Annotated in this window: 19 protein-coding genes; 9 read left to right on the top strand and 10 right to left on the bottom strand. The window is 55.2% G+C overall.

What is annotated here, in order from left to right; genetic code table 11:
• Position 1 precedes the first annotated feature (1 nt).
• The 6 genes from BSK21_RS06140 to BSK21_RS06115 all read right to left on the bottom strand — a co-directional run bounded on the left by BSK21_RS06140 (position 2) and on the right by BSK21_RS06115 (position 5627).
• Positions 2-484, bottom strand: a complete 483-nt coding sequence (locus BSK21_RS06140) for a YIP1 family protein (protein ID WP_067547779.1) — start codon at positions 482-484, stop codon at positions 2-4.
• On the bottom strand, positions 481-1767 hold the full coding sequence (locus BSK21_RS06135) for a SufD family Fe-S cluster assembly protein (protein ID WP_067547775.1): 1287 nt from the start codon (positions 1765-1767) through the stop codon (positions 481-483). The genes BSK21_RS06140 and BSK21_RS06135 overlap by 4 nt, the downstream gene beginning before the upstream one ends.
• Positions 1767-2522, bottom strand: a complete 756-nt coding sequence (gene sufC / locus BSK21_RS06130) for a Fe-S cluster assembly ATPase SufC (RefSeq protein WP_067547768.1) — start codon at positions 2520-2522, stop codon at positions 1767-1769. Before sufC ends, BSK21_RS06135 begins: the two co-directional genes overlap by 1 nt.
• A gap of 63 nt (positions 2523-2585) precedes the next feature.
• A complete protein-coding gene (sufB, locus tag BSK21_RS06125; protein ID WP_067547765.1) occupies positions 2586-4115 on the bottom strand; it encodes a Fe-S cluster assembly protein SufB in 1530 nt (509 codons plus the stop codon).
• Between the two features lie 13 nt (positions 4116-4128).
• Positions 4129-5172: a cysteine desulfurase family protein gene (locus BSK21_RS06120; protein WP_074038981.1), complete on the bottom strand. Its 1044-nt coding sequence runs from the start codon at positions 5170-5172 to the stop codon at positions 4129-4131.
• The gene (locus tag BSK21_RS06115) at positions 5169-5627 is read right to left on the bottom strand and encodes an Rrf2 family transcriptional regulator (RefSeq protein WP_067547762.1); all 459 of its coding nucleotides are present in this window, start codon (positions 5625-5627) and stop codon (positions 5169-5171) included. The genes BSK21_RS06120 and BSK21_RS06115 overlap by 4 nt, the downstream gene beginning before the upstream one ends.
• Positions 5628-5804: 177 nt before the next feature.
• Here BSK21_RS06115 and BSK21_RS06110 point away from each other — a divergent pair, with 177 nt between their 5' ends.
• The 8 genes from BSK21_RS06110 (at position 5805) to typA (ending at position 12690) form a co-directional block, all read left to right on the top strand.
• On the top strand, positions 5805-6458 hold the full coding sequence (locus BSK21_RS06110) for an alpha/beta hydrolase (protein WP_067547760.1): 654 nt from the start codon (positions 5805-5807) through the stop codon (positions 6456-6458).
• A 3-nt stretch (positions 6459-6461) separates the two neighbouring features.
• Positions 6462-6689: a hypothetical protein gene (locus BSK21_RS06105; protein WP_067547758.1), complete on the top strand. Its 228-nt coding sequence runs from the start codon at positions 6462-6464 to the stop codon at positions 6687-6689.
• Positions 6686-7852 carry an HD family hydrolase gene (locus tag BSK21_RS06100; protein ID WP_067547756.1) on the top strand — a complete coding sequence of 389 codons (1167 nt, stop codon included), beginning with the start codon at positions 6686-6688 and terminating at the stop codon, positions 7850-7852. The genes BSK21_RS06105 and BSK21_RS06100 overlap by 4 nt, the downstream gene beginning before the upstream one ends.
• Before the next feature lie 84 nt (positions 7853-7936).
• The gene (locus BSK21_RS06095; RefSeq protein WP_067547752.1) at positions 7937-9151 is read left to right on the top strand and encodes an NADP-dependent isocitrate dehydrogenase; all 1215 of its coding nucleotides are present in this window, start codon (positions 7937-7939) and stop codon (positions 9149-9151) included.
• A gap of 177 nt (positions 9152-9328) precedes the next feature.
• Positions 9329-9847, top strand: coding sequence for a YitT family protein (locus BSK21_RS06090; RefSeq protein WP_367639598.1), 519 nt, complete (start codon positions 9329-9331; stop codon positions 9845-9847).
• A 3-nt stretch (positions 9848-9850) separates the two neighbouring features.
• Positions 9851-10453, top strand: a complete 603-nt coding sequence (locus tag BSK21_RS06085) for a YitT family protein (RefSeq protein ID WP_067547739.1) — start codon at positions 9851-9853, stop codon at positions 10451-10453.
• Between the two features lie 10 nt (positions 10454-10463).
• Complete coding sequence (locus BSK21_RS06080; RefSeq protein ID WP_067547735.1) at positions 10464-10802, top strand: multidrug efflux SMR transporter; 339 nt, start codon at positions 10464-10466, stop codon at positions 10800-10802.
• 70 nt (positions 10803-10872) lie between these two features.
• Entirely contained in the window at positions 10873-12690 is a 1818-nt protein-coding gene (typA, locus tag BSK21_RS06075) for a translational GTPase TypA (protein ID WP_074038980.1), read from the top strand.
• 43 nt (positions 12691-12733) lie between these two features.
• Here the strand turns inward: typA and BSK21_RS06070 are convergent, their stop codons facing one another.
• The 4 genes from BSK21_RS06070 to recA form a co-directional block, all read right to left on the bottom strand.
• The gene (locus BSK21_RS06070; protein WP_067547732.1) at positions 12734-12982 is read right to left on the bottom strand and encodes a hypothetical protein; all 249 of its coding nucleotides are present in this window, start codon (positions 12980-12982) and stop codon (positions 12734-12736) included.
• Between the two features lie 106 nt (positions 12983-13088).
• Positions 13089-13379, bottom strand: coding sequence for a DUF1330 domain-containing protein (locus BSK21_RS06065; RefSeq protein WP_067547729.1), 291 nt, complete (start codon positions 13377-13379; stop codon positions 13089-13091).
• A 2-nt stretch (positions 13380-13381) separates the two neighbouring features.
• Positions 13382-16039, bottom strand: coding sequence for an alanine--tRNA ligase (gene alaS, locus BSK21_RS06060; RefSeq protein ID WP_067547726.1), 2658 nt, complete (start codon positions 16037-16039; stop codon positions 13382-13384).
• Positions 16040-16151: 112 nt separating this feature from the next.
• Positions 16152-17225 (bottom strand): recombinase RecA, encoded by a 1074-nt coding sequence (gene recA, locus BSK21_RS06055; RefSeq protein WP_067547723.1) that lies wholly within the window; start codon positions 17223-17225, stop codon positions 16152-16154.
• A gap of 183 nt (positions 17226-17408) precedes the next feature.
• Between recA and BSK21_RS06050 the strand changes: the two genes are divergently transcribed.
• Positions 17409-18005, top strand: a complete 597-nt coding sequence (locus BSK21_RS06050; RefSeq protein ID WP_067547720.1) for a gamma-glutamyl kinase — start codon at positions 17409-17411, stop codon at positions 18003-18005.
• Positions 18006-18076: the final 71 nt, after the last annotated feature.

The following is an 18076-nucleotide window of genomic DNA, read 5'->3' as shown; positions in this document are numbered from 1 at the left end:
GTCAGACGTCCTTTTCAGCCTCAATCAGGCTTTTTACCCAGATAAAGAGGAACGAAAGTCCCCAGAGCCCACCAATGATATTGGTCGCGGCAACGTCGCCGTTAAACCCACGCAGCAGCCCGTAAAACAGAGCGATCGGCGCAGTGGCAAGGATGGACCAGAACAGCGCAACGCGCGCGGTGTAAAAGCTGCCTTTGCCGCCCAACGCTTTGGCAACCAGATGGCTGACGGCTGCGAGGGCGTAGAAAAACAGCGGTGCGATAAAGACCCAGAGGAACAATGCCCCAGTGATCTGTTCGCGCGAACTAACGCCTGTCATTTCCTCGACACGCACGGCATAGGGCCATGTGGCGAGGAAGTTCAGCGCGCAGCCGCCCATCAGGAAAGCCAAGGCGCGGTCCTCGCGGTGACCCATGGACAACAGTTTGTCCATCACCGCACGCGGTCCGCGCCATGTGGCGACCATATCGCGGGTTACGCTCACCGGCGACGCCCCAACCACTGTTCGAGACGTTGGCCAAGCTCGTCCGCGATTTCCTCGTTTTCGATCTCTTGCAGAGCTTCGGCGAGGAACGCGAGCGTCAGCATGTCCGTGGCTTCGCCCTTTGGAACACCGCGCGACCGCAGGTAATAGAGCGCCGTATCGTCGAGTGCGCCACAGGTCGACCCGTGCGAACAAGCCACGTCATCGGCGTAGATTTCCAACTCAGGCTTCGCGAGGAAGTTTGAATCGTCATCCAACAAGAGACCTTGGGAAATCTGGTAACCGTCGGTTTTCTGAGCGCCCTCTTTGACGAGGATTTTACCCTGAAACACGCCAGTCGCGCCGTTGTGGAGCACCTTTTTAAACACCTGACGGCTTTCGCAACGCTCTGCATCGTGGGTGATGAACACCGTATCATCGTGCAAGAAATCGCGGCCATCGCCAACGCAGGCACCCGCGACATGCGCAATCGCATCATCGCCCGTGAGTTCAATCACGGTTTCGTTGCGGGTTAGAACGCCGTTCACAGTCAGGGTAAAGGACTTGAACGCGGACTCTGTGCCGAGGCGGGTAAAGATCCCCGTCACAGCGCGGCGTTCGTGGTCGCGACCTTGAGCGCGGACATGGTGGAAGGACGCTTTGTCAGCGACCTCAACCTCGAGCACCTTGTTGAAACGCGCAGCCGCAGGGCCGTTTTCCAACAGAGTGACGGATGCGCCCTCTTCGACCTTTACGACATGATGCAAGATCGCGTCAGAGGACACGTCCTTGTGCAGGTAGATCAGATTGATCGGCTTGCTCACCTGTTTGGTGACACGGATCACGATCCCATCGGTCGCAAAAGCTGTGTTCAAAGCGGCCAGTGGACGCTGCACGGGTGTTTGACCGCGGGTTTCCAGAACGCCGTAGAGGTCTTTGGCCCAGTGAATATCGCGGCCCATCGCATCCGAGAGACGTTCGATTTCCACACCGTTGAGCGACAGATCGTCAGAGGCCTCAGCATCGAACACACCATCGACGAAAACGATTTTCAGACGGTCGAGATCGTTGAAAACAGGTGCCTCGTCGCTTTCGAAAACCGCAGCCTCTGGCGCGTCGATCGACGTCAGCGAGGTCGGATCGGTGTAGCGCCAATATTCGTCACGTTTGATCGGCAAACCCATCGCCGACACACGAGAGAGTGCGGACTTACGCGCCTCGGTTGCCCAACCTGCCCCATCCGGCAAGGTCAGGGCCGCTAGACGCGCATCGGTCGCGTCGGCCTTGATCTTGGGAAGAGCCATTATTCCACCTCCGCCAAGAGGTCGGCGTAACCGTTGTTTTCAACTTCGAGCGCCAGCTCTGGGCCGCCCGTTTTGATGATACGGCCATTCGCCATGATGTGTACGACGTCTGGTTTGATATGGTCAAGAAGACGCTGGTAGTGCGTGATCACGAGGAACGAACGCCCCTCAGAGCGCAGCGCATTCACGCCTTCAGACACGAGCTTCATCGCGTCCACGTCGAGGCCAGAGTCAGTCTCGTCGAGGATGCACATTTTGGGCTCAAGCATCGCCATCTGCAGGATTTCGTTGCGTTTCTTTTCACCACCCGAGAAACCAACGTTTACAGGGCGTTTGAGCATATCCGCGTCGATTTTCAGCGTCTTTGCACGTTCACGCACGACCTTTAGGAAATCTGCGCTGGACAGTTCTTCTTCACCGCGTGCTTTGCGCTGAGCATTCACAGCGGTGCGCAGGAAGGTCAGGTTGCCCACGCCCGGGATTTCAACGGGATATTGGAACGCGAGGAACAGGCCTGCAGCGGCGCGCTCTTCTGGTTCCAGATCGAGAAGGTCAGCACCATCAAGCGTCGCTTCACCGTCGGTGACCTCATAGCCATCGCGGCCCGACAGGACATAAGACAGCGTCGATTTACCCGACCCGTTCGGCCCCATGATTGCGTGGACCTTGCCAGCCTCAACCGTGAGGTTTACGCCTTTGAGGATCTGCTTATCCTCGTCTTCAAGTTTGACATGCAGGTTCTTGATTTCCAGCATCTTTATCTCCTTCGGGTGTCGCGCCACCCGCACTAACTGTTGTGCCCTGCGCGGGCGAATATCTTAACCGACCGAGCCTTCGAGGCTGATCGCGACGAGTTGTTGGGCTTCCAAAGCGAATTCCATCGGCAGCGCTTGAAGCACTTCTTTACAGAACCCGTTCACCACCAGAGCGACGGCCTCTTCTTCGTCCATGCCGCGCTGGCGGCAGTAGAAGAGTTGATCGTCGTCCACCTTGGATGTGGTTGCCTCGTGTTCCACGCGGGACGAGTTATTTTTGACCTCGATGTAAGGCACGGTATGCGCGCCACACTGCGAGCCGATCAGCAAGCTGTCACACTGGGTGTAGTTGCGGCTGTTCTTGGCTTTCGGGTGCATCGACACCAGTCCACGGTAAGTGTTCTGTGCTTTACCTGCAGAGATGCCCTTGGACACGATCCGGCTCTTGGTGTTCTTGCCAAGGTGGATCATTTTTGTGCCCGTATCGGCCTGCTGGTAGTTATTAGCGATTGCGATCGAGTAGAACTCGCCTTGGCTATCGTTACCACGCAGGATGCAGGACGGGTATTTCCAAGTAACGGCAGAACCTGTTTCGACCTGCGTCCACATAACCTTGGACCGATCACCGCGGCAGTCTGCGCGTTTGGTCACAAAGTTATAGATGCCACCTTTGCCGTTTTCATCACCAGGGAACCAGTTCTGAACGGTGGAGTATTTCACCTCTGCATCTTCTTCGACGATGATCTCGACGACCGCAGCGTGGAGCTGTGCGGTATCGCGCTGCGGCGCAGTGCAGCCCTCAAGGTAGGACACGTAAGAGCCCTTGTCCGCGATGATCAGCGTGCGTTCGAACTGGCCCGTGTTTTCCGCGTTGATACGGAAATAGGTCGACAGTTCCATCGGGCAGCGGGTGTTCGGCGGGATGTAGACAAACGACCCGTCCGAGAACACGGCAGAGTTCAGCGTGGCGTAGTAATTGTCCGAGACGGGCACCACAGAGCCGAGGTATTTCTTAACCAACTCGGGGTGGTTTTTGATCGCTTCAGAAATCGAGCAGAAAATGACGCCAGCCTTTTCCAACTCTTTCTTGAAGGTCGTGCCAACCGAGACAGAGTCAAAGACCGCATCGACGGCGACTTTACGTTCGCCCTCTTTGTAGTCCTCAGCACCCTCAACACCGGCGAGGATCATCTGCTCTTTGAGAGGGATACCCAGTTTTTTGTAGGTTTCGAGAAGTTTGGGATCGACGTCGTCGAGCGACTTGGGCTTTTCAGCCATCGATTTCGGACGGGCATAGTAATACTGATCCTGAAAATCGATCTCTGGATAGTTGACCATGGCCCACTTGGGTTCGGTCATGGTTTCCCAACGCTCAAACGCAGCCAGACGCCATTCGGTCATCCATTCTGGTTCTTCGTTCTTTTCCGAGATCAAGCGCACGATATCGGGGTTTACGCCTTTAGGGGCGTATTCCATCTCGATCTCGGTTTCCCAACCGTATTTGTATTTGCCCGACAGCTTTGCAACGGCATCTACAGTGTCCTGATCGACACCTTCTTTTACGTCCAATTCGGGGCGGTCTAGTGCAGCCATGACCCTTCCTCTCTTAAGCGGCGCGTGCGCGCATCTTCTTGTAACGATCTGCCCAAGCATCGGCATATGCCAGCACTTCAGCCTTCGTTGTTTCCAGACCAAGTGAAATCCGCGTCGCGCTAGCGGCTTCGACTTCGTCCAATCCCATCGCCTGCAAAACTCTGCTGGCTTTTACTTTGCCGGATGAACACGCTGATCCTGCTGAAATCGCAAATCCGGCGAGGTCCATTGCCATCACTTGGGTTTCGCCTTTCCAGCCTCGTGTCACATAGCACGAGGTGTTGGGCAACCGCGTAACAGCATTCCCGACAAAAATAGTATCTTTTGAGGCATCGGCAATACGTGCCTCCAACAAATTCCGCAATTCTGCGACTTCATCCCAGCGTCCATCTGCGAGGTCTTTTTGACCAGCGACCGCCGCAGCCGCAAAGCCCGCGATGCCGACCAAATTCTCAGTCCCAGCACGGCGCCCCATTTCCTGACCACCGCCCAACAACTGCGCCTTGAGGTCGTGACCTTGCGGAATCACGAGGACGCCAACACCCTTGGGACCGCCGATTTTGTGAGCGGAGGCAAAGACCATCTCAACGCCCGCCCAGCTGTAGGCAAAGGGGATGCGGCCGAACCCTTGGGTCACATCAGATACCGCCAAACCATTGGGGAGGGTCTGAATGACACCCGTTTCGGAGTTCGCCAGTTGCAGGCAGCTGTTCACGGGGTCATCAACCGTCACGATGCCGTTCGCATCAACGGGAATTGACATATCGAGCCACGCGCCAACCGCGTCGTGTTCAATCGGCGCACCCTGAAGCGTGCGACCTGCACAGGCCAGCGCCGCCGCTTCTGTCGCACCCGACACAAACACGAGATCAGCATTGCCTGCACCCAAAGCCTCAGCAATCTGCTGACGGGATTTTTCCAGCAGAGCCTTGGCCGCACGACCTTCTGAATGCACTGACGACGGATTGCCGACGATATCCATCGCAGCAACCATGGCCTCTTTGGCCTCAGCACGTAAAGGTGCCGTCGCGTTATGATCCAGATACGTGCGGGTCACTCGTCCACCACCTCGAACAAGGCTGGAACGGCAGGGCACGGCGCAAGGCCGTTGTTGATCACGTCCGACAGGCGGGCCTGATGGAGAAAGACGTAAACATGGGCCGAGAGGCCTTCCCAAAGACGGTTGGTCAGGGATTGCGCACGGCTGCCCGAATTCGCACCCGATGCCCCTGCCCCTTTGTGCATGGCGCTGACGGTTTCGTCGACGGCGGTCAGAATGTCCGACACGCGGATTTCCGAGGCTGGACGGGATAGCTTGTATCCGCCGCCTGGACCACGGACAGAGTCGACCAAACCGTCGCGGCGCAGCTTCACGAAAAGCTGCTCAAGATAGGGAAGCGACACGTCCTGACGTTTGGAAATCTCGGCCAAAGTTACTAGCGATCCTTCGGGCTGGAGGGCCAGATCCGCCAGTGCAACCACCGCATAACGGCCTTTGGTGCTCAGTTTCATACATATACCCCTGTCAGAACGCCCATTTCATGCGCAAGATCATTGACGTAAGCGGTCTGCCTCATTAACTCCGACACAGCCCACAGGACGTCCGTCCTGATAATTTAGAATCCTTCTAAGGTGTCCGAGAATTATAGTCAAGAATTCCGACACCCTACATAACGCGCAGGGAGCACCATGCCCGAAGTGATTTTCCCCGGTCCCGAAGGCCGGCTCGAAGGCCGTTACCATCCGCAAAAAGATCGTGACGCACCAATTGCAATCGTTTTGCACCCGCACCCGCAGTTTGGCGGCACGATGAACAACCGTGTGGTCTATAACCTGCACTATGCGTTCTATAACCTCGGCTTTACCGTTCTACGGTTCAACTTCCGTGGCGTAGGCCGTAGCCAAGGTGAATACGATCAGGGCATTGGTGAACTGTCTGATGCGGCGTCGGCTCTCGACTACCTACAGTCGATGAACACCGGTTCTAAACACTGTTGGGTCGCTGGTTTCTCGTTCGGGGCGTGGATTGGCATGCAGCTTTTGATGCGTCGCCCTGAGATCACTGGCTTTGTATCGGTAGCACCGCCTGCGAATATGTACGACTTCTCGTTCCTTGCGCCCTGCCCGTCCTCGGGTCTGGTCATCAACGGATCGGCTGACCGCGTAGCACCGCCCGCAGATACGGAAACCTTTGTAAACAAACTGCACGACCAAAAGGGCATCACCATCACGCACGACGTTGTGGACGGCGCTGGTCACTTCTTTGAAGACCCGCACATGGACACGATGATCAACTCTGTTCAAGGCTACGTACGCCGTCGCCTGACGGAAAACACACGCTGATCCATGGCTCTACTGGATGATATGGCCGACGAGCTGGCGCAATTAGCGCTAGAGGACGAGGCCCGCAGCGGGGACGATCAGATCGTTCGCAAAGTGGCAGAAATTCTTGGAGCGTCATCGCAGACGCTTCAAGAAGCTTTCAACACGGCCATCCGTGTCCGCCGCGCCGAAGCCCGAGCGCGCGACCTCCTCGCGCAACGCAAAGCCCAATTCGAGGCATCATCCCAATGACATCGACCCTGTCCGCCCAGTTTACTTTCCTGAACGAGGCGGACAGGCTCAAATCCGTAGACCGCGCCAATCTGCTGATTGATTGCAGCCGTCCGGAAAACAGTGCTGAACATAGCTGGCACCTCGCGCTCTATGCGTTGGTCTTTGGCGATACCGCTGCGCCCAATGTGGACGTGGATCACGCTATCGCAATGCTGCTGCTTCATGACATCGTAGAGATCGACGCGGGCGATCACCCCATCCATGAGGCACATGATTGGGACGCTGTTGCAGTGGCCGAACGCAAGGCCGCCGAGCGTATCTTTGGCCTCTTGCCCCTGCCCCAAGCCAAAGAGTTTCGCGGCATCTGGGACGAATTCGAAGCCGCCCAAACGCCGACTGCGAAATTTGCGAAACGGTTGGATACAGCACAGCCGATGTATCAAACGCTCTTCGCGCCGAACCCAGTACCTGATCATGTAGAGGTCGTGCGGGGCAATCTGACGACCGGACGGGCGAGCCCTTTGGCCGAGAGTTGGCCTGAGGCTTATTCCCATGCGAAATCAATGCTCGATGGGACGATCTCAATGGCGTCCACCGACTACCTACTGCGATTGGCGTTCCTGTTAGAGGCCTGCAAGTTAAAGTCTGTCTACCGCGCAACAAAACTCTGCGACGGATCGCGGCATGAGAATTCTGGCGAACACAGTTGGCATATCGCGCTCTATGCGATGACTTTGGCCTCTCATGCGATCAAGCCTGTGAACATCGGCCGCGTGATCCGTATGCTTCTCATCCATGATCTGGTCGAGATTGATGCGGGCGATACGCCGATCCACGGAGATTTCGACCCTGCCGAACAGGAACAGATCGAACGTCTGGCGGCGGATCGTCTTTTTGGTCTCTTACCGTCTGCCCAAGGTGCGACACTCCGTGCGCTCTGGGAAGAGTTTGAGGCTGCGGAAAGCGATGATGCAATCTTTGCCAAGTCGATCGACCGTGTGCAGCCCTTGGCCTCAAACCTAGAGAACGGCGGCGGATCATGGCCTGACTACAACGTTAGCTACGCGCAACTTGTCGGTCGTGTCGGGGATAAGATCGCAAAGGGTGCGCCCGCGGTTTGGGCCGAAGTCGATACCCGCATTCGCGCCCATGAGTGGTTCGCAAAAGAATTTCAAAAATAATTGTATACAATTGCATACAGTTCTGGAAATCCGTCCGACTTTGGTCTAATGTGCGCGCAAACACGTTAGTTTGCGGAGCACCCCATGACCAAGATCAAGGTAGCCAACCCCGTTGTCGAGCTCGACGGCGATGAGATGACACGGATCATCTGGGACTTTATTAAACAGAAATTAATCCTGCCCTATCTCGATATCGACCTGAAATACTACGATCTCGGCATTGAAGAGCGGGATCGCACCAACGACCAGATCACCATCGATGCGGCTTACGCGATCAAAGAGCATGGCGTCGGCGTCAAATGTGCGACAATCACTCCCGATGAAGCCCGCGTTGAGGAATTCGGACTGAAACAAATGTGGAAGTCGCCGAACGGCACGATCCGCAACATCCTCGGCGGCGTTGTGTTCCGCCAGCCGATCATCTGTAAGAACGTCCCGCGCCTCGTCCCTGGTTGGACGCGCCCGATTGTTGTGGGCCGTCATGCCTTTGGCGACCAATATAAGGCGACCGATTTCCACTTCCCGACCGCAGGCAAACTGACGATGAAGTTCGTTGGCGAGGACGGCACTGTGATCGAACGCGATGTCTATGATGCGCCATCCGCTGGCGTATACATGGGGATGTATAACCTCGACAGTTCGATCCGCGACTTCGCGCGTGCGTCGTTCAACTACGGTCTATCGCTGAAATGGCCTGTATACCTATCGACCAAAAACACCATCCTCAAAGCCTATGACGGTCGGTTTAAGGATCTGTTCCAAGAAATCTACGAGGCTGAATTTGCAGAGAAATTCAAAGAAGCCGGGATCTGGTACGAACATCGCCTAATCGACGATATGGTGGCCTGTGCGCTAAAATGGAACGGCGGCTTTGTCTGGGCTTGCAAGAACTACGATGGTGACGTGCAATCGGACACCGTCGCGCAGGGTTATGGCTCGCTCGGCATGATGGCGTCGCAGTTAATGACACCCGATGGCAAGATTGTTGAGGCCGAGGCCGCGCACGGCACCGTCACCCGCCACTACCGCAACCATCAGGCGGGCAAAGCCACCTCGACCAACTCTATTGCGACGATTTATGCTTGGACGGGCGCGTTGAAGCACCGTGCAAAGCTGGACGAGAACGCGCAACTGATGCGCTTTGCCGAGACACTGGAACGCGTGACGGTTCAGTGTGTTGAGGACGGTCATATGACCAAAGACCTCGCCCTTCTTGTTGGTCCGGACCAAGGCTGGCTGACCACGATTGGCTTCCTCGAAAAGCTGGATGAATACCTGAACAAAGCTCTAATCGGCTAACCAATGGTCAGGCGCGTGACGCAGGTCACGCGCCTGATGGACAGGTAAGTAATACTGACCTATATACAGGTCATGCCAGCACCGATTCCTGTCCCGCAAAATAGTGTCCCACACACCCCGATCGAAGACCTACAAGGGCTATCAATCGGATTACTCACGACATCTATTGCACTGACAATGCTTAAATCTTTGGGTTTTGTAACGGGGCAAACGGCAGGCATTGCATTGATCGTGAGCTATATTTCAGGCATCAGTTTCAGCTGGGCGTTTTTCCTGATCAACCTCCCATTCTACGTGTTCGCGTGGTTCAGAATGGGTGCAGCATTCACGATCAAATCCCTGATCTGTGTGACCGCCCTGTCCGTCATGGTCGCCTATATACCGCACCTGATGACCTTCGATTACCTTGACCCGCTGTTCGGCACGATTGCTTTTGGCGTGCTGTGCGGGTTTGGCCTCTTGGGCGTGTTTCGTCACAATGCATCGCTGGGCGGTTTGGGTGTCATTGCGTTGATGATCCAAGACCGCACGGGGTTTCGTGCGGGATACGTCCAGATCGGGGCTGACATTATCATTTTCGCAACGGCTGCGGCGCTCCTCCCGCTGCGGGTCGTTGGGTTTTCGCTCCTTGGCGCATTGGTTTTGAACGGCGTGATCGCCTTTAACCACCGCCGAGATCGCTACATTGGAACGTAATTTATGACTGCCACCGAAAAACACTCTCTTATCGAAGACGCCCAAGGTATCGCGTTCGGCGTCTCAATGGCGTCATTTGGCGTTTTGATCCTGACGCACCTCGGCTTTGTCACGGGGCAAACGGCGGGCCTCGCCATTCTGATTTCCTATGCAACCGGCTGGGGTTTTGGCCCCGTGTTCTTTGCCGTGAACCTACCGTTTTATTGGCTCGGGTATAAACGAATGGGTCTGCGGTTCATGATCAAGACATTTGTTGCGGTAGCCTCGCTCTCTGTTCTGACGACTATTCTTCCGTCGCACATTGCGTTCGCAACGCTTACGCCTGTCGTCGGTGCGATCCTCTTTGGCTTTGTCACCGGAGCGGCGCTCATGGCGCTCTTCCGTCATGGATCGAGCCTTGGAGGGATCGGTATTCTGGCGCTCTATATTCAAGAGAAGACAGGCTTCCGTGCGGGATGGACACAACTTCTGTTTGATGGCGCACTCTTTATCGTGGCCCCAGGCTTGCGCGATCTGCCGACAGTCGCCTACAGTTTCTTAGGCGCACTGGTTGTGAACCTCGTGATCGCCATCAACCACCGTAAAGATCGCTATATCGCAACCTAAAGGCCCGTTCATGCCAACCCATATTATCGCACTGGTATTTGCTGTTATGGCAGAAACCGTTGCTACCTCTGCATTGAAAGCATCCGACCAATTCACAAAGCTCGGCCCGACAGCTGTCGTCGTGGTTGGCTACGCGATCTCGTTCTATCTGTTGGCCTATACAGTGCGTTTTATGCCCGTTGGGATCGTTTACGCGTTGTGGTCAGGAATGGGGATTATCTTTGTGTCGATCATCGGTTGGGTCTGGTTCAAACAGTACCTCGACCTACCCGCGATCCTTGGGCTGGCGATGATCTTAGGCGGAATTGTGGTGATTAACGTCTTTTCCAACACAACTGGCACGCATTAAGCCCTTTAGGGGTGGCTTTTGCTGCGATTGCACGGTAAGGCGCAGCCAACTCTCCTTTTAAGGCTGCACTATGGATATCCGTAATATCGCGATTATCGCGCACGTTGACCACGGCAAAACGACGCTTGTGGACGAACTTCTAAAGCAATCCGGCGCGTTCCGTGAAAATCAGGCTGTTGCTGAACGGGCAATGGACTCGAACGACATTGAACGTGAGCGCGGGATTACCATCCTTGCGAAAGCAACCAGCGTCGAATGGAACGGCACACGGATCAACATCGTTGACACCCCCGGCCACGCTGACTTTGGTGGTGAAGTTGAACGCATCCTGTCCATGGTAGACGGCGTTGTTCTGCTGGTTGACGCGGCTGAAGGCCCGATGCCACAGACCAAATTCGTAACGTCCAAGGCGTTGGCTCTCGGCCTGAAGCCGATCGTTGTTCTCAACAAAGTTGACAAAGCAGACGCAGAGCCGGATCGCGCGCTAGACGAATGTTTCGACCTCTTTGCGAACCTCGGCGCGAACGAAGAACAACTAGACTTCCCGCACCTCTACGCATCTGGCCGTTCGGGCTGGTGTGACACCGAACTCGACGGTCCGCGCAAAGACCTGACCGCGCTGTTCGAACTGGTTGTGAAACACGTTGAGCCGCCAAAGCAGCTGGCCGCAAAAGACGAACCGTTCCGCATGCTGGCAACCACCCTCTCTGCTGACCCGTTCATCGGTCGTATTCTGACGGGCCGCGTTGAAGCTGGCACCCTGAAAACAGGTGACTCTCTGCACGCACTGTCGCGCGACGGCAAGAAAATCGAAAACTTCCGCTGCACCAAAATCCTCGCCTTCCGTGGCCTGTCCCAGCAGCCGATCGACGAAGCCGTAGCAGGCGACATCGTGACCATCGCTGGCATGACCAAAGCGACCGTTGCGGACACGCTGGCTGATACTTCGGTGAACGAAGCGATCCCTGCGCAGCCGATCGATCCGCCGACCATCTCTGTCATGTTCGGCATCAACGACTCTCCGCTCGCTGGCCGTGACGGTAAAAAAGTTCAGTCGCGCGTCATCCGTGACCGCCTGTCGAAAGAAGCTGAAACCAACGTCGCAATCAAAATCGAAGACACCCCAGGTGGCGAAGCGTTCATCGTTTCGGGCCGTGGCGAACTCCAGATGGGCGTTCTGATCGAAAACATGCGTCGCGAAGGCTTTGAGCTGTCGATCTCGCGTCCGCAGGTTATCTTTAAAGATGAAGACGGCGTTCGTATGGAACCCGTTGAAGAAGTCACCATCGACGTTGACGACGAATACACTGGCGTTGTCGTTGAAAAACTCACTGGCCCGCGCAAAGGCGATCTGGTCGAAATGAACCCAGGTGGCAACGGCAAGACCCGTATCGTGGCTCACGTTCCGTCGCGCGGCCTGATCGGCTACCACGGCGAATTCCTGACCGACACCCGTGGTTCCGGCGTCATGAACCGCCTCTTCCACGGTTGGGTTGCTCACAAGGGCCCAATCGCTGGTCGTCGTCAGGGCGTTCTGATCTCTATGGAGAACGGCACCGCAGTGGCCTACGCTCTGTGGAACCTCGAAGATCGCGGCAAGATGTTCATCAACCCGCAGGATCCTGTCTACACAGGTATGATCATCGGCGAGCACAGCCGTGACAACGATCTGGAAGTGAACCCGCTCAAAGGTAAAAAGCTGACCAACGTTCGTGCCTCGGGCACCGACGAAGCTGTTAAACTGACACCGCCGACTGTGATGTCGCTAGAGCAAGCGATTGCTTACATCGACGACGACGAACTGGTGGAAGTTACCCCGAACGCGGTTCGCCTTCGCAAACGTTACCTCGATCCGCATGAGCGGAAGCGCCAATCGCGCTCCGCATAATACGGATAAAAAAGCGGACCCTTCGGGGTCCGTTTTTCATTTATCAAAGCAAAATCCCGATGATTATGCCAATTGCAATTGCGCCAGCAACGCCGCCCGGACCAGTGATGGCAAGGACACTCAACTGATCCGCCTTCTCAGTATTATTTAAACTGGAGTCGTCCAAAATTCGCCCAACGGAGTTTCCGCGAGTTGAACTTGTATCCAAGGCGAGCTTTACCTCTGCCTCAACAGACGCGTCTAGATTGCTCGAAGCAAGAGCATTTAATATTTCAGTACGGATATCGGACATCTGACCCCCTATTGCCTAATACATAAGTACCGCAATGGTTGAGCAAAGGTGCTCCTAGGTCAACAAAAAAGGCGCCTGAATTTTCAGGCGCCCTTTTAAATTACTTTTACTCGGCTGCTTCGACGATCAAAAGATCGCGTTCGCTGGCACCTTTGGCGTAGCTGAGCGCCTCTTGGTACGCGTCCGAATAGTAGCAATCATGAGCAATCTGGAGGCTTGGGAAGAGCGCGACGACATGGCGAGCGCGGTCTTTGCCTTCTAGGATTTCATATTTGCCACCGCGTGCGAGGAATTTCCCGCCGTGGTCTGCAATGGCGACGGTCGCACGTTTTGCATATTCGCTGTACGCGGCTTCGTCCGTTACGTTGACGTGGGCGATCCAATAGGCTCCAGCCATGATTATGCTCCTGCAACTACTGCTTCAGCTGCTTTGATGGCAGCGTCCGCATTTTCAACCGACGCACCGCCACCCTGAGCCATGTCAGGACGACCGCCGCCGCCTTTCCCGCCAAGCTCTGGAGTAACGGCGCGAATGATATCCGCTGCCGAGACCTTGCCCGTCAGGTCAGCGGTGACGCCACAGGCAACGGCGGCTTTACCATCTGCATCCGCAATAAGAAGGATAACGCCCGAACCCATTTGGCCTTTCATTTCATCAATGATGCCAGGGAGATCTTTGCCGGTTACGCCCGATAGAACTTGAGCTTTAAACGCCATGCCATTGATTTCTTTGACAGGTTCTTCGGCTTTTGCACCACCCGACATCGCGAGTTCGCGACGCAGTTGCGCCACTTCGTTTGCGAGTGCCTTGCGTTCATCCATGAGCGCTTTGACACGATCAGCGGCTTCGCTTGCAGGTGCTTTGAGCACCGATGCGACAGCGTTCAACCGCGCCTCTTGGTCTTTGAGGTAAGCGATCGCAGCCTGACCAGTCAGGGCTTCAACACGGCGAACGCCAGCCGAAGATGCGCTGTCCGAAAGAACAACAAACGCACCGATATCACCGGTCTGACGGACATGCGTGCCGCCGCAAAGCTCGAGCGAATAGACGTTGCCGTCCGCACCCTTGCCCGAACCGAGCAAGCGGCCCATCGACACAACGCGAACTTCGTCGCCGTATTTTTCACCGAACAACGCCTGCGCACCTAGGGCACGTGCATCGTCTGGCGTCATGATACGCGTTTCAACGGCAGTGTTCTGACGGATCATCGCGTTTACATCGGCTTCAACCTGCGACAGCTCTTCGGCTGACAGTGCCTTGCCGTGGCTGAAGTCAAAACGCAGACGGTCTGGCGCGTTCAACGATCCGCGCTGCGCCACATGATCACCGAGCGCATCGCGCAAGGCTTCGTGAAGAAGGTGGGTGGCAGAGTGGTTCGCGCGGATGTCGCCGCGACGTTCGTGTTCCACTTCAAGCTTTGCCGCCTGACCACGGCTGATCGACCCTTCGGTGACTTCTGCGAAGTGGATGAAGATACCAGCCGATTTCTTGGTGTCCGTGACTTTTGCCGTACCTGTTTCGGTGCGGATAAAGCCCGTATCGCCGACCTGACCACCCGATTCACCGTAGAACGGCGTTTGGTTTACCACGATCTGAACAGTTTCGCCCGTCGCTGCGGTTTCAACAACATCGGAGACTTTAACAACCGACAGAATCTGACCTTCGGCGGTTTCGGTGTCATAGCCGAGGAATTCAGTTACGCCGAATTTATCCGCCATTTCGAACCAAACGGTCGCGTCGGCTGCTTCGCCAGAACCAGACCACGCGGCGCGCGCTTTGGCCTTTTGTTCTTCCATAGCGGCATCAAAGCCGTCGGTATCCACGGCGCGGCCTTTTTCACGCAGCGCATCCTGTGTGAGGTCGAGCGGGAAGCCGTAAGTGTCGTAGAGTTTAAACGCGGTCTCACCAGGAAGGTTGGCACCCTCGGGCAGATCAGACAGTTCGTCGTCCAGCAATTTCAGGCCGCGATCCAAAGTTTGCTTGAAACGGGTTTCTTCGGCGCGAAGCGTTTCTTCGATCAAGGCCTGAGCCTGACCAAGTTCTGGATACGCAGCGCCCATTTCACGAACGAGTGCAGGAACCAAACGATGCATCAGTGGGTCGGTCGCACCAAGGAGGTGCGCGTGACGCATCGCGCGACGCATAATGCGGCGCAAAACGTAGCCACGACCGTCGTTGGATGGCATCACACCATCCGCAATCAAGAACGAAGTCGAACGTAGGTGGTCTGCGATCACACGGTGGTGTGTTTTGCCTGGACCATCTGGATCAACACTGGTGGCGTTGGCTGACGCTTCGATCAGAGCGCGCATCAGGTCGGTATCGTAGTTGTCGTGCTTGCCCTGAAGCAGTGCGCCGATACGTTCCAGACCCATACCCGTGTCGATGGACTGCATGTCCAGCGCTTTCATCGAGCCGTCTTCGAACTGTTCGTTCTGCATGAAAACGACGTTCCAGATTTCGATGAAACGGTCACCGTCCTCCTCAGGCGAGCCCGGAGGGCCACCCCAAATGTGATCGCCGTGATCGTAGAAAATCTCTGTGCACGGACCACACGGACCAGTCGGCCCCATCTGCCAAAAGTTATCCGAGGTCGAAATACGGATGATGCGATCCTCAGGAACGCCAACTTTTTTCCAAATCTCAAACGCTTCGTCATCGGTGTGATAGACGGTCGTCAAAAGACGTTTGGGGTCGATGTCGAAATCTTTGGTGATCAGTTCCCACGCGAACGGAATTGCTTCGTTCTTGAAGTAATTGCCGAAGGAGAAGTTCCCGAGCATTTCAAAGAAAGTGTGGTGGCGCGCCGTGTAACCTACGTTATCGAGGTCGTTGTGTTTGCCCCCTGCCCGCACGCATTTTTGCGATGTCGTCGCGCGCACGTAATCGCGCTTTTCAACGCCGGTAAAGCAGTTCTTAAACTGCACCATGCCCGAGTTCGTGAACATCAGGGTCGGGTCGTTACGCGGAACCAGCGGAGATGACGGAACGATGGTGTGACCATTCCGTTCGAAATAGCTGAGGAAGGTAGAGCGGATATCAGAAAGGCTCGTCATGGCGGTCCTTGAATTCAAAGTGTCCGTGGTGGAATACCCCTCCATCTACCCCGCGTAAAGCCCAATGAAAAAGGCCGCCCAAAAGAGCGGCCTTTCGTCAGAACTTGATCAATTACATCTCGACGAGATCATCGTCGCTGTCATTGTCATCCATATGGAAATCGAGACCATGCGCGGCGCGTATTTTATCTTCGATTTCGAGAGCGATCTGCGGATTTTCCTTGAGGAAGGTTTTGGAGTTTTCACGCCCCTGACCGATCCGTTCATCCCCGTAAGAGAACCAAGCGCCAGACTTTTCAACAACGCCGGCTTTCACGCCAAGGTCCAACAACTCACCCGTTTTGGAAATACCTTCCCCATACATGATGTCGAATTCAACCTGCTTGAACGGCGGAGCCACTTTATTTTTAACGACTTTAACGCGAGTCGAGTTACCGACCACTTCATCACGGTCCTTGATTGCGCCGATACGACGGATGTCGAGGCGGACGGAGGCATAGAATTTCAGAGCGTTACCGCCAGTTGTGGTTTCAGGCGAACCGAACATCACGCCAATCTTCATACGGATTTGGTTGATGAAGATCACCATGCAGTTCGATTTAGCAATCGAACCTGTGAGTTTGCGCATCGCCTGCGACATCAGACGCGCATGAACACCAACGTTGCTATCACCCATGTCCCCTTCAAGTTCAGACTTCGGTGTCAGTGCCGCGACCGAATCGACGACGACCATAGACACAGCGCCAGAACGCACGAGGGTATCGACGATCTCGAGTGCTTGTTCGCCCGTGTCAGGCTGCGAAATCAGCAGTTCATCCAGATCAACGCCGAGTTTTTTCGCATAGATCGGGTCCAAAGCATGTTCTGCGTCGACGAATGCGCAAACACCGCCCTTTTTCTGTTCTTCCGCAATCGCGTGAAGGGTCAGCGTGGTCTTACCCGACGATTCAGGACCATAAATTTCGATGATCCTGCCCTTCGGCAGACCGCCAATCCCGAGCGCGATATCGAGGCCAAGAGAGCCAGTCGATGTTGCCTCAATCTCTTGGACCGGGCTATCCTTACCGAGCTTCATGATCGACCCTTTGCCGAACTGACGTTCGATCTGGGCCAGTGCGGATTCCAACGCCTTTTGCTTGTCGGCGGTTTTCTTGTCAGTCATGCTCAAAATATCTGCCATTGCCATCTTTGCGATCCTTATTTCACACCGAAAGGGGTGCGGCAATCATTGCCTTTGTTCGCTTCTTGTTCTCATTCCCTATGAGATCAAAAAGAGAACATTTCAAGAATTATTTTCATGGACCACTTTCATTCGCGAGAGATTAAAGAGTAGTTTACATGCAAACCGAGAGTAGGATTTTGCGTCGATATGCTTGTTTTCTGGAACGAAAAGCTTGTTTTTCTGGCCGTGCCGAAGACTGGCACAACGGCAATTGAAGGCGCTCTTGCGCCGCGTGCCCAAGCCGTGTTCCGCGATCCACCGATTCTCAAACATACGCCCTACTACCGATACAAACGGTTCGTTCTGCCAATGCTAGAAAAGGCAGGTGCCGAGGGGCTGCAGACCGTTGCCGTCGTCCGTCATCCGATTGATTGGCTATCGAGCTGGTATCGTTACCGAAATCGCGACGATCTGGTCGGAAGCAAGAACAGCACGCGCGGCATTACGTTTGATGAGTTTGTAGTCGAATATTGCGAAGAAAAGCCCGCCCCGTTTGCAAATGTCGGCTCTCAGGCGAAATTCCTCGCCGCGAACAACGGTCCGACCAAATGCGATTACGTGTTTCGGTATGAGGCGCAACCAAAGCTCATCGAATTCCTTGAAACGCGGTTGAATGTGAAGCTGGCATTGAAAGAGCTGAATGTGTCGCCACGGATGGAAGTTTCGTTACTGCCAGAGGTCGAAGCACTCTTGCAGCACACGAATGCGGCGGACTTTGCCCTATGGGAAGCGGCACAACATTAACCGCGTGAAATTCATAATCTTCTTGATGATCTTGAATTTCACTAATCGAACGGTGGCAGGTATCACCCGCG

The sequence above is a fragment of the Marivivens sp. JLT3646 genome (assembly GCF_001908835.1).
In the GTDB taxonomy this organism is placed as follows: domain Bacteria; phylum Pseudomonadota; class Alphaproteobacteria; order Rhodobacterales; family Rhodobacteraceae; genus Marivivens; species Marivivens geojensis.
The sequence above is the reverse complement of the archived record's forward strand: the minus strand, read 5'-3'. Positions and strand labels throughout refer to the sequence as shown.